Origin of the sequence: Variovorax sp. J22G73 (assembly GCF_030317035.1) — a bacterium.
Taxonomy (GTDB): domain Bacteria; phylum Pseudomonadota; class Gammaproteobacteria; order Burkholderiales; family Burkholderiaceae_C; genus Variovorax.
Genome location: NZ_JASZYK010000001.1, coordinates 370,915 through 385,030 on the forward strand (window position 1 = coordinate 370,915; position 14,116 = coordinate 385,030).

The following is a 14,116-nucleotide window of genomic DNA, read 5'->3' on the forward strand; positions in this document are numbered from 1 at the left end:
GGGTGAGTGTTGGGGGGGCGCGTTCAGCGCGGGCGCGTATCGATCACGCGGCGCGCCTTGCCGGTCTGGGTACGTTCCATCTCGTTGGGCGCGTGCACCACCACGCGCGTGGAGATGCCGATGAGCGTCTTCACGCGGTGCTGCACCCATTCGCCGATGGCGGCGCGGTCGGCCGCGGCGGCGTCGGCCGCATTGAGCTCGCAGTGCACCTCGACCTGGTCGAGCTTGTCCGCGCGGCTCACGTGCACCTGGTAGAGGCCCGAGAGCGCCTGGTGCGCGAGCACGATCTCTTCGACCTGCGTGGGGAACACGTTGACGCCGCGGATGATCATCATGTCGTCGCTGCGCCCGACGATCTTGCCCATGCGGCGGAACGCGCGCGAGGTGGGCGGCAACAGCCGCGTGAGGTCGCGCGTGCGGTAGCGCACGATGGGCATGGCCTCCTTGCTCAGCGAGGTGAAGACGAGCTCTCCCTCTTCGCCGTCGGCCTTCAGTTCGCCCGTCTCGGGGTCGATGATCTCGGGGTAGAAGTGGTCTTCCCAGATGACGGGGCCGTCCTTGCTCTCCACGCATTCGCTGGCCACGCCCGGGCCCATCACTTCGGAGAGGCCGTAGATGTCGACCGCGTCCAGCCCGGCCTTGGCCTCGATGTCGCGGCGCATGGCCTCGGTCCAGGGCTCGGCGCCGAAGATGCCGACCTGCAGCGAGCTGTCCTTGGCGTCCAGGCCCTGGCGCTCGAACTGCTCGATGATCACCTGCATGTAGCTGGGCGTGACCATGATGATGTTCGGCTTGAAGTCCTGGATGAGCTGCACCTGCTTCTCGGTCTGCCCGCCCGACATCGGGATGACGGTGCAGCCCGCGCGCTCGGCGCCGTAGTGCGCGCCCAGGCCGCCGGTGAACAGGCCGTAGCCGTAAGACACATGGATCATGTCGCCCGGCCGCCCGCCCGCCGCGCGGATGGAGCGCGCCACCAGGTCGGCCCAGGTGTCGATGTCCTTCAGCGTGTAGCCGACCACGGTCGGCTTGCCGGTGGTGCCCGAGGAGGCGTGGATGCGCGCGACCTTCTCGCGCGGCACGGCGAACATGCCGAAGGGGTAGTTGTCGCGCAGGTCGCTCTTCACCGTGAACGGGAACTTCGACAGGTCGGCCAGCGACTTCAGGTCGCCGGGTTGCACGCCCTTGGCATCGAAGGCCTGGCGGTAGTGGGGCACGTTGTCGTAGGCGTTCTGCAGCGTGGCGCGCAGGCGCGTGAGCTGCAGCGCGGCGATCTCGTCGCGGCTGGCGGTTTCGATGGGGTCGAGGTCGCCGGGGGCGGGGCGTTTCACGGTCATGGCTTTGTCTCCTCAGGCTGCGACAGCGGGACGGCCCTTGGCCGTGTACGAGCGGCCGCGGAACATCGCGATGCGCTCGCCGCGCTGGTTGGTGATTTCGGTGTCGTACACGCCGGTGCGCCCGGCCTTGGACACCTCGTGGCAGCGCGCGGTGAGCACGTCGCCCTCGCGCGCCGGGGCGATGAAGTCGATGGAAAAGCCCGAGGCCACCGTCAGCTCGTTGTACGAGTTGCAGGCAAAGGCGAAGGTCGAGTCGGCCAGCGTGGCCATGAAGCCGCCGTGGCAGGTGGCGTGGCCGTTGAGCATGTCGGGGCGCACGCGCATTTCCAGCGTGGCCTGGCCGGGTCCGACCTCGACGATGCGCATGCCCAGGCCCTGGGTGGCGTTGTCGTTGGCGAACATGCCGTCGCGCACGTACTCGGCGGTCTGCTGCGGGGTGCGGGTGATGGGAGACGTGTCGGTCATCAACGGTCCTTGAAAACGGGGGCGCGCTTGGCGCGGAAGGCTTCCACGCCTTCGCGGTAGTCGGCGGCACTGCCCATGTCGCGCTGCAGGCGGGCTTCTTCGGCCAGCGCCGTGTCCAGGTCCATGTGCTGCGCGGCGGCCATCGCCTGGCGCGTGGCGACCAGGGCGCGGGTGGGCATGCCGGCCAGCCTGGTGGCGAGGGCGGCGGCCGTTTCGGCCAGGGCCGCGTCGTCCACGCACTGCCAGATGAGGCCGATGCGCGCCGCTTCTTCGGCGGGCAGCTTGTCGCCCAGCAACGCGATGCCCAGCGCGCGCGCCGAGCCCACCAGGCGCGGCAGCAGCCAGGTGCCGCCGGTGTCGGGCACCAGGCCGATCTTGGTGAAGGCCTGGATGAAGCTGGCCGAGCGGCCCGCCACCACCAGGTCGCAGCACAGCGCCAGGTTGGCGCCCGCGCCGGCGGCCACGCCGTTCACGGCCGCGACCACGGGCACCGGCATGGAGCGCAGGCGCGCGACCAGCGGGGCGTAGTAGGTGGAGATGACGTGGCCCAGGTCCTTGGGGGCGGCACCGGGCGTGGGGTCGGGCGCGACCGAAGGGTCGGCGAGGTCCTGGCCCGCGCAGAAGGCGCGGCCGGCGCCGGTGAGCACCACGCAGCGCACGTCGTCGTCGGCGGCGGCCGACTCGAGCGCGGCCAGCAGCTCGGCATGCAGCCCGGTGGTGAAGCTGTTGAGCGCCGCGGGGCGGTTCAGGCTCAGCGTGCGCACCGCGCCGGCGTTGCTGATGAGTACCAAAGGCTCAGTCATGCGTGTCTCTTTCATCCTTCGTGGGAGGCGTGGCCAACGTGCAAACACTATTGACCGACCGTTCGGTTGATTTTAGGATCGACCTCGATGCCGGCACAAGCGGGAGCGGTTTAGGGCAAACCCTAGGCCGTGGGCCAATCGCCAGCCGCCGACCCCGCGCGCCCACGAACAAAAGGAGACCGAATGCCCAGCTATGCCATCGACGGCGTGATTCCCGTCGTCCACCCCAGCGCCTACGTGCACCCCACGGCCGTGCTCATCGGCGACGTGATCGTCGGCCCGCACTGCTATGTGGGCCCCTGCGCCAGCCTGCGCGGCGACTTCGGTCGCATCGTGCTGGAGGAGGGCTCCAACGTGCAGGACCACTGCTGCATCCACGGCTTTCCCGAGAACGACACGGTGGTGGAGGTCAACGGCCACATCGGGCACGGCGCCATCCTGCACAGCTGCATCGTGCGGCGCGACGCGCTGGTGGGCATGAACGCGGTGGTGATGGACGAGGCCGAGATCGGCGAGAAGGCCATCGTGGCGGCCTGCGCCTTCGTGCCCGCGGGCATGAAGGTGCCGGCGCGCTCGCTGGTGGCGGGCATTCCGGCGAAGGTGAAGCGCGCGCTGACCGACGACGAGATCGCCTGGAAGCTCGAAGGCACGCAGACCTACCAGGCGCTCACCGTGCGCAGCCTGGCGAGCCTGCGCGAGGTGGCGCCGCTCGCGCAGGTGGAGGCCGACCGGCCGAGCCTGCCGCGCACGGACGTGCGCTCGCTCATCGCGACGAAGCGCGGCGAAGCTGAAGGTGAAGCTGAAGGCGTGGGTGTGAGCGAAGGCGTGGGCGCGAAAGGCTGAAGCCGCCCGCGCTTCGTGCAAGATCGCGCGCCGCCCTCGGCAACCGAACCACCCGACCACCCAACCACCGAACCCAGGAAACCGACCCGATGCCGCGTGGAAGATCCGCCACCTACGACGACCAGCGTGAACTGATCCTGGCGCAGGCCGCGCAGCTGTTCGCGCGCAGCGGCTACCCGGCCACTTCCATGAACCAGGTGGCCGAGGCCTGCGGGCTCTCGAAGGCCACGCTGTATCACTACTACAAGGACAAGAGCAGCCTGCTGATCAGCATCGCCGAGACGCACGTGTCCAAGCTGGCGGCGCTGGTGGCCGAGGAAGAGGCCTCGACGCAGACCGACGAGGAGCGCCTGCGCCGCTTCATCTACCGCATCGTGGAGGAATACGCCGGCGCGCAGGACGCGCACCGCGTGCTGACCGACGACGTGCGCTTTCTGGAAGAAGCCGACCGCGAGCGCGTGCTCGACAAGGAGCGCGAGGTGGTCGCGGGCTTTGCGCGCGCGGTGTCGGCGCTGCGCCCCGGCGCGCCCAGCGACGACCTGGCCAAGCCGCTGACCATGCTGCTGTTCGGCATGATCAACTGGATGTTCACCTGGATGAAGCCCAACGGCCGGCTCGACCACGCGGCCATCGCGCCCATCGTGGCCGACCTGTTCCTGGGCGGCATCGGCGCGGTGAAGTCGCCGGACTACGCGGCCATCGCGGCGGTGAAGGCCGCGATGGAAGCGCAGGCGACCTAGGGATCCAGCGACTCAGTGATTCAGTGACTCAGTGACTCAGGACGTCACCGAATAGCGCGCCGCCGGCTTGCCGTTCTGCGACGCGCCGAACAGCTTGGCGCCGGCATCCACGAAGGTGGCGAGCAGCGCGGCGTCGTTCACCGACGGCAGCGTGATCTGCTCGCCCAGGTCCAGCCCGGCCAGCGCCGCGTCCACGCAGTGTTCGGCGGCCATGATGGTGCCTTCGGCCAGGTTCGACATCGGCACGCCCGAGAGCTCCCAGATGTCGGTGGCGGTGGCCGCAGGCAGCACCAGCTGCACCTTCACGCCGGTGCCGGCCACTTCGTCCTGCAGCCCACGCGTGAACGCGACCACGAAGGCCTTGGTGCCGCTGTAGATGCTGCTGATGGGCAGCGTGTGAAAGCCCAGCACCGAGCCGATGTTCACCAGCGTGCCCCGGTTGCGCGCCTTGAAGGCGGGCAGCACGGCGTGGCTCAGGCGGGCCAGCGCCACGATGTTCACGTCGAGCATCTGCTGCATCTGCGCGTTCGAGGTTTGCGCCACGGGCGCCAGCGTGGAGGTGCCGGCGTTGTTCACCAGCAGGGTGACGGCGGGGTCGGTGGCCACCACCTGCGCCACGCGTTCCAGGTCGGCGGCGGCGCCCAGGTCGGCCACCAGCGTCTGCACCTTCACGCCGTGTTCGGCGCGCAGCGAGGCGGCCACTTCGTCGAGCCGGTCGCCGCGGCGGGCCACCAGCAGCAGGTCGTACCCGCGGCGGGCCAGGCGGTCCGCGTAGATCTTGCCCAGGCCGGCCGAGGCGCCGGTGACGACGGCGGTGCCGAGGGTTGCTTGTTCGCTCATTTCGATTCCATTCAGAGGTGGGTTCAGGAAGACATTCGGGTCGTTGCCGGGTCATTGCCAGGTCACTGCCGGTTTAAGCATGATGACCATCATGTTTGGCAGGTCGAAGCATGATGGCTATCATGCTTAGCGTCAAGCCAGTGTTCGAAGTACCCGGGAACGGAAAGAGGTCACATGCGATACCCCGCAGCGGAAACCGCCGAAAAGCACCAGAATATCCTGTCCGAGGCCTCGCGCCTGTTCAAGGAGCGCGGCTTCGGCGTGAGCGTGAGCGAAATCATGAAGGCCACCGGCCTCACGCACGGGCCCTTCTACAACCACTTCGACTCGAAGGAGGCGCTGATGGCCGAGTGCATCACGCACTCCGCCGCCGGCGCGCTGGTGGAGCTCGACGAGGCCGGCGAATCGCCCGAGCGCATGCGTGCCTACGTGCGCGACTACCTGAGCCACGAGCACCGCGACGCGCGCGCCGAAGGCTGCCTGGTGGCGGCTTTCGCGGGCCAGGCGGAGGGCACCGCGGGCGTCGGCGCGTCGTTGACGGCGTACCTGAAGTCCGTCATCGACCGCTTCACGCGCAACTTTCCGTGGCGCACGAAGAAGAATGCGCGCGGCGACGCGATCCGCATGCTCGCGGCGATGTACGGCGGCGTGGTGCTCGCGCGCGCGGTGGACGACGAGGTGCTGTCCGAGGAAATACTGCGCGAGGTGCTCGAGGGCCTCCAGGCCATGCAAAAAGCCTGAAGGCCTGAAGCCCCGAGCCCGGCCGGGCGGGCGCCTCTACGAGGTCACAGGATCCGGTTGAACCACAGCAGCGACAGCCCCGCCGACAGCAGCGTCAGCACCGCCGCGCCCAGCGCGAACAGCGCGGAGATCTCGGTTTCCTTCTTCTCCACGGTGAGCTTGGAGCTCAGCGTTTCGTAGACCTTCTTCAGGTCGCTCGCGGTGCCGGCGTAGAAGTACTCGGCGTTGGTCTTGTTGGCGATGGCCTTGAGCGTGTCTTCGTCGAGCCGCACGCGCATCGACCAGCCCTCGAAGCCGATCGTCTCGCCGTCGACCGTGCCCACACCCACCGTGTAGATGCGCACGCCGCGGTCGGCCGCGGCCTTGGCCGCGTCCAGCGGGTCCACGCCCGTGGTGCGCTGGCCGTCGGTCAGCATGATGACGGCGGCCGAGGTGAACGAGCCGGGCGCCACGGGCGTGAAGTCCTTGAGCTTCTTCTCCGACGAGTCGATGGCCGCGCCGCGCTGGCGGCTGGGCGCGCTGAACTGCTCCACGTCCAGCCCCGCGTCGGGGAACAGCGTGGCCAGCGACACCACGATGGCGTTGCCCGTGGCCGTGGCGCGCTGCAGCTGGAAGCTGTCGATGGCGGTCACCAGGTCTTCGTGGTTGGTGGTGGGCAGCTGCGCCACCTGCGCGCTGCCCGCGAAGGCGACGATGCCCACCTTCACGCTGCGCGGCAGGTCCTTGATGAAGCTCTTGGCCGCCTCCTGCGCGGCCACCAGCCGGTTGGGCAGCACGTCGGCCGCGCGCATGCTGCCCGACACGTCCATCGCCAGGATGATGGTCTGCTGGTTCGACGGCAGCACCACCACCGCCATGGGCCGCGAGGCCGCCACCAGCATCGCGGCCATGGCCAGCAGGAACAGCAGCGGCGGAATATGTCGCCGCAGGCTCTGCCCGGTGCCCATGGCCTCGCGCACGATCGACAGGCTGGCGTAGCGCACCGCCATCTTCTTCTTGCGGCGAATCAGCCAGATGTAGAGCAACACCAGCAGCGGCAACGCCGCCAGCAGCCAGAGGAATTGAGGCCAGAGAAAGGTCATGCTGCCACCGCCTTCACACCTGCGGAGCCGATGCGCGTGCGGCGCTTGCGCAGATCGGCAAAACGAACGATGGCCTCGACCAGGTCGTCGCTGGTCGACAGCTCCAGCGCATCGACGCCGGCCTTGGCCAGCGAGGCGCGCAGCGTGCTCTCGCGTTCGGCCGCCAGTTTGGCGAAGCGCTTGCGAAAGCCGCTGTCATGCGTGTCGACCCACAGCTGCTCGCCGGTCTCGGCGTCGCGCAGCGGCACCAGGCCGAGGTCGGGCAGCTCGAGCTCGAGCGGGTCGAACAAGCGCACCGCGATCACTTCGTGGCGCTGCACCAACTGCCCCAGCGGGCGTTCCCAGCCGGGCTCGCTCAGGAAGTCGGACACCACGAACACCGTGGAGCGCCGCGGCATCAGGTTGGCGGCCGATTTCAGCAGGTCGTCCAGCCGCGTCATGCCTTTTTGCGTGGGCGCCGCCTCGGCTTTTTCGGCGCGCTTTTCCATGGCGTGCAGCAGGTGCAGCACATGGCGGCGACCGCTGCGCGGCGGAATCACCGCCTCGAGGTCCTTGCCGTACACCAGCGCGCCGACCCGGTTGCCGTGCCGCGTGAGCAGCCGCGCGAGCACGCCGACGAAGCCGGCCGAAATCTCGCGCTTGGCCTTCAGGCCCGAGCCGAAGTCGACCGAGCGGCTCAGGTCGAGCACGAACCAGGCGGCCATCTCGCGGTCTTCGGTGAACACGCGCACATAGGGCGTCTGCAGCCGCGCGGTGACGTTCCAGTCGATGTGGCGCACGTCGTCGTGGTGCTGGTATTCGCGCAGGTCGGCCAGGTCGAGGCCGGCGCCGCGCATCAGCGTGCGGTAGTCGCCCTGCAGCAGGCCGTCGAGGCGGCGAATGACGGTCCATTCGAGCCTGCGCAGCGCGCGCTCGGCGCCGCCGGCCACGGCCGCTTCCGCAGCGAGCCGTTCGTCGTTCGCGGCCGCGGGGGCCTTACGCCCCCAGCTTTTCATGTTCGAGTGGCTTGGGAGGGGCGGGAACCGCACGCATGATCTTCTCGACCAGGCCGTCGGGCGTGAGCCCTTCGGACAGGCCTTCGTAAGACAGCGTCACGCGGTGGCGCAGCACGTCGGGCACCAGCGCGGTCATGTCTTCGGGCAGCGCGTAGCTGCGTCCGCGCAGCAGGGCCAGCGCGCGCGCGCCCTCGGTCAGGCTGATGCTCGCGCGCGGGCTGGCGCCGAAGGTGATGAAGCGGCGCAGGTCCTTCAAGCCGTGCTTCTCGGGCGTGCGCGTGGCCGACACCAGCTTCACCGCGTACTGGATGAGCGAAGGGTCGACGTACACGCGGCGGGCCTCGGCCTGCAGCGCGGCAAGCTGCTCGGTGGTCGCGACCGCGGTGGCTTCCACCGGCGGGCCGATCACGCGCTGCACGATCACGAACTCTTCCTCGTCGGTGGGGTAGTCGACCAGCACCTTCATCATGAAGCGGTCGACCTGCGCCTCGGGCAGCGGGTAGGTGCCTTCGGTCTCGATGGGGTTCTGCGTGGCCATCACCAGGAAGGGGCGCGGCACCTTGTGCGTTTCGCCCGCGATGGTGACCTGGCGTTCCTGCATCACTTCGAGCAGCGCGCTCTGCACCTTGGCCGGCGCGCGGTTGATTTCGTCGGCCAGCAGCAGGTTGGCGAACACCGGGCCCAGCGAGGTGCTGAACTCGCCCGTCTTCTGGTTGTAGATGCGCGTGCCCACCAGGTCGGCCGGCACCAGGTCGGGCGTGAACTGGATGCGCTTGAAATGCCCGCGCACGGTGTCCGCCAGCGTCTTGATGGTGAGCGTCTTCGCCAGCCCCGGCACGCCTTCGACCAGCAGGTGGCCGCCCGCGAGCATGGCGACCATCACGCGTTCCAGGAAGCGGTCTTGCCCGACCACCACGCGCTTGACCTCGTAGAGGATCTGCTCCATCAACTCCGCGGTGGCGACGGGCGTGGCGAAGGTGCTGCTGGGGGTCTCTGTGCTCATGCGAAGGGCTTTCGTAGAGGAAAGGAGTGCGGGAAAGAAAGATCAGAAAGGTGGCGAACCCGCCGCCGAAGCCGCGTTCTCGATGGGCACCGCGAAGCCGATGCCGATGAAGGTGCGCTGCTGCGTGGGGTTGAGGATGGCGGTGACGATGCCCAGCACCTCGCCGTCCATGTTGATGAGCGGCCCGCCCGAATTGCCGGGGTTGGCCGCCGCGTCGAACTGGATCAGGTTGCCCAGCTCCTGCTTGCCCTCGGGCGAGCGGAACGAGCGCTTCAGCCCCGACACCACGCCGGCCGACACCGACGGCCCGATGCCGAACGGAAAGCCCACCGCCGCCACCTGGTCGCCCGGGCGCAGGTCGGCGGTGGAGCGCATGGTGGCCGGAATGAGGTCGTCGGGCACCTTCTGCGCCTGCAGCACCGCCAGGTCGTTCTCGGGCTGCACGCCGGTGATGGTGGCCACGGCCTCCAGGCCGTCGTAGAAAGTGACCCTGATCTTGTCCGCGCCCGCGACCACGTGCAGGTTGGTGAGGATCACGCCCTTGTCGACGATCACCACGCCCGTGCCCACGCCGCGCTCCACCTCGCCGGTGGGGCCGCCGTCGTTGGGTGCTTCGGGCGGCTTGCCCTTGGCCACGTTGCGCCCGCGCTTCTGCGTCTTGGCCTCGGGGGTGTTCTTTTCCTCGCCGTAGCTCACCACGCGCACCACCGAGGGCCGGATGATGTCGGCCGCCTTGGCCGCGGGCGAGGGCAGGGTGTTGGTCTGCAGCGTGCGCAGCACCGCCGCGTCGATGTCTTTCTGGGTGAGGGCTTTGGCACCGGGGCGCGGCGCCCAGATGGCACCGCCGACCAGCGCGGCCGACAGCACGACGAGCAAGGCGAAGCTGCGGCGCCCGGGTTGCCAGCCGGCTTTTTTCACCGGCGCGGCCTGCAGGGCGCTGCCGGCATCGGCCGCCTGCGCTGCGTCAGGCGATGCCGGCGCGTCCGCCTGATCGGCCGCATCCGTTGCGGCCGGTGGCGGCGTGCGGGGCGAACGGCTGTAGAAAGCGGGCCTGCGCATCGGAGCACCTCCGGCAAAGAAATATCGCGTGAAGGAGTTCACAGTAGCACGCTTTCTTCTGCTGTGCATCCCTTCGGGCATCATGGTGCGATGGCTACCTTCGTCGATACCCACTGCCACCTGGACGCGCCCGAATTCGGTGCGCAGATGCCCGTCATCCGCGCCCGCGCGGCGCAGCAAGGGGTGGCGATGTGCGTCATTCCCGCGGTGGCCGCGTTCAATTTCGCCACCGTGCGCGAGCTGGCCCACACGCAGGGCGACGCCTATGCGCTGGGCATTCATCCACTGTGCACCGGGCAGGCGAAGGACGAGGACCTCGACGCGCTCGACGCCGAGCTCGGCGCCCGCCGCGACGATCCGCGCCTGGTCGCGGTCGGCGAGATCGGGCTCGATTACTTCGTGGAAGGCCTCGACGGCCCCCGACAGGAGCGTTTCTTTCACACTCAGTTGCAACTGGCACGCAAGCACGGGTTACCCGTGCTGATTCATGTGCGGCGTTCGGTCGACAAGGTGCTCAAGCATCTGCGCCAGACGGCGGGCGGCAGGCCGTGGCAGGGCATTGCCCATGCCTTCAACGGCAGCGAGCAGCAGGCCCAGGCCTGCATCGCGCTCGGTCTGAAGCTGGGCTTCGGCGGCGCCGTGACCTTCGAGCGCGCGCTGCAGCTGCGCCGCCTGGCCAGCACCTTGCCGCTGGCGTCGATCGTCATGGAAACCGACGCACCCGACATCCAGCCGCACTGGCTCTACCGCACCCAGGCCCAGCGCGACGCCGGCGAGGCGCAGGGCCGCAACGAGCCCGGGGAGCTGCCGCGCATCGCGCAGGTGGTGGCCGGGCTGCGGTGCATCGGCATCGACGAACTGGCCGAAGCCACCACCCGCAATGCGCTCGAAACGCTGCCGCGGCTGAAAAGTCTGATGCCCGTGTCGGAACGCCCGCCGCACCCCGCGTAGGCCAATGTCCCGACCTGCAACCGAGTGTGCAGATGCCATGCATTTGCTGTCATCCTTGAGGTTCGGAAGTTCGTTGCATAGACCAGTGGCACGTCAGTCACTTCAAAACTTCATCCAACAAGGAGCCTTTTCATGACCACGTCTTTTGTTCGCACCATGCCCGTCGTCCTCGCGCTGGCGCTCGCCTCCATCGGCGTGTCGGCAGTGGCACAGACCACGGCTCCCGCCACCACCGCAGCCCCGGCCACGGCCGAACCCACTACCGGCGAAAAGGTGAAGGAAGCCGGCAGCAACGCCGTCGACGCCACCAAGCGCACGACCAAGAAGGCCGTGAACGCCACCGAGAACGGCGCTGAAAAGGCATGGGACGCCACCAAGCGCACCACCAAGAAGGCCGCCAACGCCACCGAAAACGGCAGCAAGAAGGCATGGAACGCCACCAAGCGCACCACCAAGAAGGCCACCACCGCCACCAAGAACGTGGCAGCGAAGACCGGCGACGCGGTTGAAAACACCGGCCACAAGGCCGCCGACGGCATGCGCAGCACCGGCGCCGCCATTGGCGAGAAGATTCCCGGCACGGCCGAGAACGCAGCCGCCAAGAAGCAATAAGCTTTCCGGCCTCTCTCCGAAGAACCCCCAAAGAACCCCCAAAGAACCCGCTTCGGCGGGTTTTTTCATGGGCCGCGACAGTGGCACGATGCCGCCCATGACGCTTTCCACTGCATCCGCCGCCGTGCTCACGGGCCTCGCGCCCATCGTCTCGCCGAACACCGCCGTGCTCGTGCTCGGCAGCTTTCCCGGTGTGAAGTCGCTCGAACGGCAGCAGTACTATGCACACCCCCAAAACCAGTTCTGGAAGATCCTGCAAGCCGTGTGGCCCGACATTCCCCTGCCTTCGGGCGCCGACAGCTACGCCCAACGCTGCCAGTGGCTGCTCGACCGCGGCCTGGGCGTGTGGGACGTGTACGGCGCCTGCGAGCGCGAAGGCAGCCTCGACTCGGCCATTCGCTCGCCGGTGGTGAACGACATTGCCGGCCTGCACCTGCCCAGGCTCGCCGCCATCGCGCACAACGGCGGCGAGAGCTTCAAGCACGCACGCCACACGCGCGCGCTCGGCGTGCCGGTTCATTCGCTGCCATCCACCAGCCCCGCCAACGCGTCGTGGAGCTTCGAGCGCAAGCTCGCGGCCTGGCGCGAGGTCTTCGCAGCCCACCACCTTGTCGTCTGATGGCATCGAGCAAAACACCCGCCCAATCCCTCGTCCTTCCCGAAGTCAATTTCTCCGACTGGGGCGACATCCGCTACCTGCACCTGGGCACCGAATGGGTCCAGGGCTCGATGAAGATCGACGCGCCCTTCGAGATCGAGCTTGAGTACGTGCAGCGCATGATGGCCTGGCTGCTGTTCGCCGACGGCAAGACCGTGGCCAGCCGCCATGCCATGCAGCTCGGCCTGGGCGCGGCCACGCTCACCAAGTTCAGCCGCAAGGTCTTGCGCATGCGCACCACCGCCATCGAGCTCAACCCGCAGGTGGTGTCGGCCTGTCGCGGCTGGTTCAAGCTGCCGCCGGACGACCCGAAGCTGCGCGTGGTCATCGCCGATGCCGCGGCCGAGATCCGCAAGCCCGAGTGGCACGGCACCGTCGATGCCTTGCAGGTCGACCTGTACGACCACGAGGCCGCCGCGCCCGTGCTCGACAGCGAAGACTTCTATGCCGACTGCCGCGCGCTGCTCACCGAAGACGGCTGCATGACGGTGAACCTGTTCGGCCGCTCGTCGAGCTACGAACGCAGCCTCGAGAAGATCGCCGCCGCGTTCGGTGCCAACGCGGTGTGGGCCTTCAAGCCGACGCGCGAAGGCAACACCGTGGTGCTCGCGCAGCGCACGCCGAGCCGGCCCAAGCGCGAGCTGCTGGCCGAGCGCGCGCAGACCATCCAGACGCGCTGGAGCTTGCCCGCGCCGAAGTGGCTGCGCGTGTTCAAGCCGATGCAGGTTTCGTTGTGAAACATCTCCGTGCCCCGGCAAGAGGCCTTTACGTTTAACTTCCTACGGAAAACGGTAGTACGTAAGGCCTGCCTTCACTAATGGAATATTGACCGGGGAGGGACCTCCGGCTCACGATGGCCCGCCAGTCGATTACCGCGTCATCCACCTTCCGGGTCATTGCGTGTTCCAAGCCTGCTTTCTATCGCCCTTGCCGAGCGAGCTGCACACCGGCCACGGCGTCGATGTGTCGGGCCAGCCCCTCGTCGGCGCCTCGCCCCGCTTCGTCGGCATGCTCGGCCAGTTGCGCCGCGTGGCGGCAAGCGACGCGCCGGTGCTGGTCGAAGGCGAGACCGGCTGCGGCAAGGAACTGGCGGCGCGCGCGGTGCATGCATGGGGCGCGCGCAGCAAGGGCCCGTTCGTGCCCGTCAACTGCGGTGCCTTGCCCGACCACCTGCTGGAGGCCGAGCTCTTCGGCCACGAGCGCGGCGCCTTCACCGACGCCAAGGCCGCGCGCCGCGGCCTGGTGGCCGAGGCCAACGGCGGCACGCTGTTTCTCGACGAGGTCGATGCGCTGAGCGCCAAGGCGCAGGTGGTGCTGCTGCGCTTCGCGCAAGACCAGCGCTACCGGCCGCTGGGCAGCGCGCGCGAACTGCGCACCGACGTGCGACTGGTCACCGCCACCAACCGCCCGTTGGACATCGCGGTGGAGGCCGGCGACTTTCGCGCCGACCTCATGTACCGGCTGAAGATCCTTCAGGTGCGCCTGCCCGCGCTGCGCGAGCGACCCGGCGATGCGGTGCTGCTCGCGCGCTATTTCCTCGAAGCCTTCTGCGCGAAGTACGGCCTGCCGGGGCGCCGCTTCGACGAGGCCACGCTCGACTGGCTGCACCGCCAGCCCTGGCCCGGCAACGTGCGCGAGCTGGAAAACTGGGTGCATCGCGAACTGCTGATGGCCGACGGCAACACCGTGGGCCACGCCGCCGCGCCTTCGCAACCGTCTCAAGCTTTCCAGGGTGCCGACAGCATGCGCTGGCGCACGCAGGACCACGCCAACTTCCAGGACGCCAAGGCCGAGGCCGTGCGCAGCTTCGAGCGCGACTACGTGGTCAACGTGCTGCGCCAGTCCGGCGGCAACGTGACGCAGGCCGCGCGCATCGCGGGCAAGGAGCGACGCGCCTTCGGGAAGCTGCTGAAGAAGTACGGCATCGACCGACGCGGCGTGGCAGAGGCGAACTGAGCCACCGTTTCAATACCGCTTCAACATCGCTGTA

16 protein-coding genes are annotated in these 14,116 nt (G+C 68.6%); 8 read left to right on the top strand and 8 right to left on the bottom strand.

The annotated features are described in order from the left end of the window. Positions 1 to 23: 23 nt before the first annotated feature. From paaK to QTI51_RS01660, 3 genes are read right to left on the bottom strand one after another with little or no spacing between them, the layout of a single operon-like run. Entirely contained in the window at positions 24 to 1,334 is a 1,311-nt protein-coding gene (gene paaK, locus QTI51_RS01650; protein ID WP_116908460.1) for a phenylacetate--CoA ligase PaaK, read from the bottom strand. Positions 1,335 to 1,346: 12 nt separating this feature from the next. Then, positions 1,347 to 1,799, bottom strand: coding sequence for a hydroxyphenylacetyl-CoA thioesterase PaaI (gene paaI, locus QTI51_RS01655; RefSeq protein ID WP_116908459.1), 453 nt, complete (start codon positions 1,797 to 1,799; stop codon positions 1,347 to 1,349). Further along, entirely contained in the window at positions 1,799 to 2,602 is an 804-nt protein-coding gene (locus QTI51_RS01660; RefSeq protein ID WP_116908575.1) for an enoyl-CoA hydratase-related protein, read from the bottom strand. Before QTI51_RS01660 ends, paaI begins: the two co-directional genes overlap by 1 nt. Positions 2,603 to 2,785: 183 nt before the next feature. Between QTI51_RS01660 and QTI51_RS01665 the strand changes: the two genes are divergently transcribed. Continuing rightward, positions 2,786 to 3,445, top strand: coding sequence for a phenylacetic acid degradation protein PaaY (locus QTI51_RS01665; RefSeq protein ID WP_116908458.1), 660 nt, complete (start codon positions 2,786 to 2,788; stop codon positions 3,443 to 3,445). An 89-nt stretch (positions 3,446 to 3,534) separates the two neighbouring features. Next, positions 3,535 to 4,185 (top strand): TetR/AcrR family transcriptional regulator, encoded by a 651-nt coding sequence (locus QTI51_RS01670; RefSeq protein WP_116908457.1) that lies wholly within the window; start codon positions 3,535 to 3,537, stop codon positions 4,183 to 4,185. Positions 4,186 to 4,221: 36 nt separating this feature from the next. Here QTI51_RS01670 and QTI51_RS01675 read toward each other — a convergent pair whose 3' ends face one another. Further along, on the bottom strand, positions 4,222 to 5,025 hold the full coding sequence (locus tag QTI51_RS01675) for an SDR family NAD(P)-dependent oxidoreductase (RefSeq protein ID WP_116908456.1): 804 nt from the start codon (positions 5,023 to 5,025) through the stop codon (positions 4,222 to 4,224). 174 nt (positions 5,026 to 5,199) lie between these two features. On the opposite strand from QTI51_RS01675, the gene QTI51_RS01680 reads away from it, so the two are divergent. Next, positions 5,200 to 5,766 (top strand): TetR/AcrR family transcriptional regulator, encoded by a 567-nt coding sequence (locus QTI51_RS01680; protein WP_286513082.1) that lies wholly within the window; start codon positions 5,200 to 5,202, stop codon positions 5,764 to 5,766. Positions 5,767 to 5,810: 44 nt separating this feature from the next. On the opposite strand, the gene QTI51_RS01685 is transcribed toward QTI51_RS01680, so the two are convergent. From QTI51_RS01685 to QTI51_RS01700, 4 genes are read right to left on the bottom strand one after another with little or no spacing between them, the layout of a single operon-like run. Further along, positions 5,811 to 6,848: a VWA domain-containing protein gene (locus QTI51_RS01685; protein ID WP_116908454.1), complete on the bottom strand. Its 1,038-nt coding sequence runs from the start codon at positions 6,846 to 6,848 to the stop codon at positions 5,811 to 5,813. After that, complete coding sequence (locus tag QTI51_RS01690; protein WP_286513079.1) at positions 6,845 to 7,843, bottom strand: DUF58 domain-containing protein; 999 nt, start codon at positions 7,841 to 7,843, stop codon at positions 6,845 to 6,847. Before QTI51_RS01690 ends, QTI51_RS01685 begins: the two co-directional genes overlap by 4 nt. Next, positions 7,824 to 8,846, bottom strand: a complete 1,023-nt coding sequence (locus QTI51_RS01695; protein ID WP_286513077.1) for an AAA family ATPase — start codon at positions 8,844 to 8,846, stop codon at positions 7,824 to 7,826. Before QTI51_RS01695 ends, QTI51_RS01690 begins: the two co-directional genes overlap by 20 nt. A gap of 42 nt (positions 8,847 to 8,888) precedes the next feature. After that, positions 8,889 to 9,905, bottom strand: a complete 1,017-nt coding sequence (locus QTI51_RS01700; protein ID WP_116908451.1) for a S1C family serine protease — start codon at positions 9,903 to 9,905, stop codon at positions 8,889 to 8,891. Positions 9,906 to 9,995: 90 nt separating this feature from the next. On the opposite strand from QTI51_RS01700, the gene QTI51_RS01705 reads away from it, so the two are divergent. The 5 genes from QTI51_RS01705 (at position 9,996) to QTI51_RS01725 (ending at position 14,082) form a co-directional block, all read left to right on the top strand. Next, positions 9,996 to 10,856 carry a TatD family hydrolase gene (locus tag QTI51_RS01705; RefSeq protein ID WP_116908450.1) on the top strand — a complete coding sequence of 287 codons (861 nt, stop codon included), beginning with the start codon at positions 9,996 to 9,998 and terminating at the stop codon, positions 10,854 to 10,856. A gap of 132 nt (positions 10,857 to 10,988) precedes the next feature. After that, positions 10,989 to 11,468 (top strand): hypothetical protein, encoded by a 480-nt coding sequence (locus tag QTI51_RS01710; RefSeq protein WP_116908449.1) that lies wholly within the window; start codon positions 10,989 to 10,991, stop codon positions 11,466 to 11,468. Between the two features lie 97 nt (positions 11,469 to 11,565). After that, positions 11,566 to 12,087 carry a DNA-deoxyinosine glycosylase gene (locus QTI51_RS01715; RefSeq protein ID WP_286513074.1) on the top strand — a complete coding sequence of 174 codons (522 nt, stop codon included), beginning with the start codon at positions 11,566 to 11,568 and terminating at the stop codon, positions 12,085 to 12,087. Continuing rightward, a complete protein-coding gene (locus tag QTI51_RS01720) occupies positions 12,087 to 12,863 on the top strand; it encodes a class I SAM-dependent methyltransferase (RefSeq protein ID WP_116908447.1) in 777 nt (258 codons plus the stop codon). Before QTI51_RS01715 ends, QTI51_RS01720 begins: the two co-directional genes overlap by 1 nt. Before the next feature lie 190 nt (positions 12,864 to 13,053). After that, positions 13,054 to 14,082: a sigma-54 interaction domain-containing protein gene (locus tag QTI51_RS01725; RefSeq protein WP_286513070.1), complete on the top strand. Its 1,029-nt coding sequence runs from the start codon at positions 13,054 to 13,056 to the stop codon at positions 14,080 to 14,082. The last annotated feature ends 34 nt before the right edge of the window (positions 14,083 to 14,116 follow it).

Coding starts and splice junctions, on each gene's coding strand:
- paaK (WP_116908460.1), bottom strand. CDS start 1,334: ATGACCGTGAAACGCCCCGCCCCCGGCGACCTCGACCCCATCGAAACC.
- paaI (WP_116908459.1), bottom strand. CDS start 1,799: ATGACCGACACGTCTCCCATCACCCGCACCCCGCAGCAGACCGCCGAG.
- QTI51_RS01660 (WP_116908575.1), bottom strand. CDS start 2,602: ATGACTGAGCCTTTGGTACTCATCAGCAACGCCGGCGCGGTGCGCACG.
- QTI51_RS01665 (WP_116908458.1), top strand. CDS start 2,786: ATGCCCAGCTATGCCATCGACGGCGTGATTCCCGTCGTCCACCCCAGC.
- QTI51_RS01670 (WP_116908457.1), top strand. CDS start 3,535: ATGCCGCGTGGAAGATCCGCCACCTACGACGACCAGCGTGAACTGATC.
- QTI51_RS01675 (WP_116908456.1), bottom strand. CDS start 5,025: ATGAGCGAACAAGCAACCCTCGGCACCGCCGTCGTCACCGGCGCCTCG.
- QTI51_RS01680 (WP_286513082.1), top strand. CDS start 5,200: ATGCGATACCCCGCAGCGGAAACCGCCGAAAAGCACCAGAATATCCTG.
- QTI51_RS01685 (WP_116908454.1), bottom strand. CDS start 6,848: ATGACCTTTCTCTGGCCTCAATTCCTCTGGCTGCTGGCGGCGTTGCCG.
- QTI51_RS01690 (WP_286513079.1), bottom strand. CDS start 7,843: ATGAAAAGCTGGGGGCGTAAGGCCCCCGCGGCCGCGAACGACGAACGG.
- QTI51_RS01695 (WP_286513077.1), bottom strand. CDS start 8,846: ATGAGCACAGAGACCCCCAGCAGCACCTTCGCCACGCCCGTCGCCACC.
- QTI51_RS01700 (WP_116908451.1), bottom strand. CDS start 9,905: ATGCGCAGGCCCGCTTTCTACAGCCGTTCGCCCCGCACGCCGCCACCG.
- QTI51_RS01705 (WP_116908450.1), top strand. CDS start 9,996: ATGGCTACCTTCGTCGATACCCACTGCCACCTGGACGCGCCCGAATTC.
- QTI51_RS01710 (WP_116908449.1), top strand. CDS start 10,989: ATGACCACGTCTTTTGTTCGCACCATGCCCGTCGTCCTCGCGCTGGCG.
- QTI51_RS01715 (WP_286513074.1), top strand. CDS start 11,566: ATGACGCTTTCCACTGCATCCGCCGCCGTGCTCACGGGCCTCGCGCCC.
- QTI51_RS01720 (WP_116908447.1), top strand. CDS start 12,087: ATGGCATCGAGCAAAACACCCGCCCAATCCCTCGTCCTTCCCGAAGTC.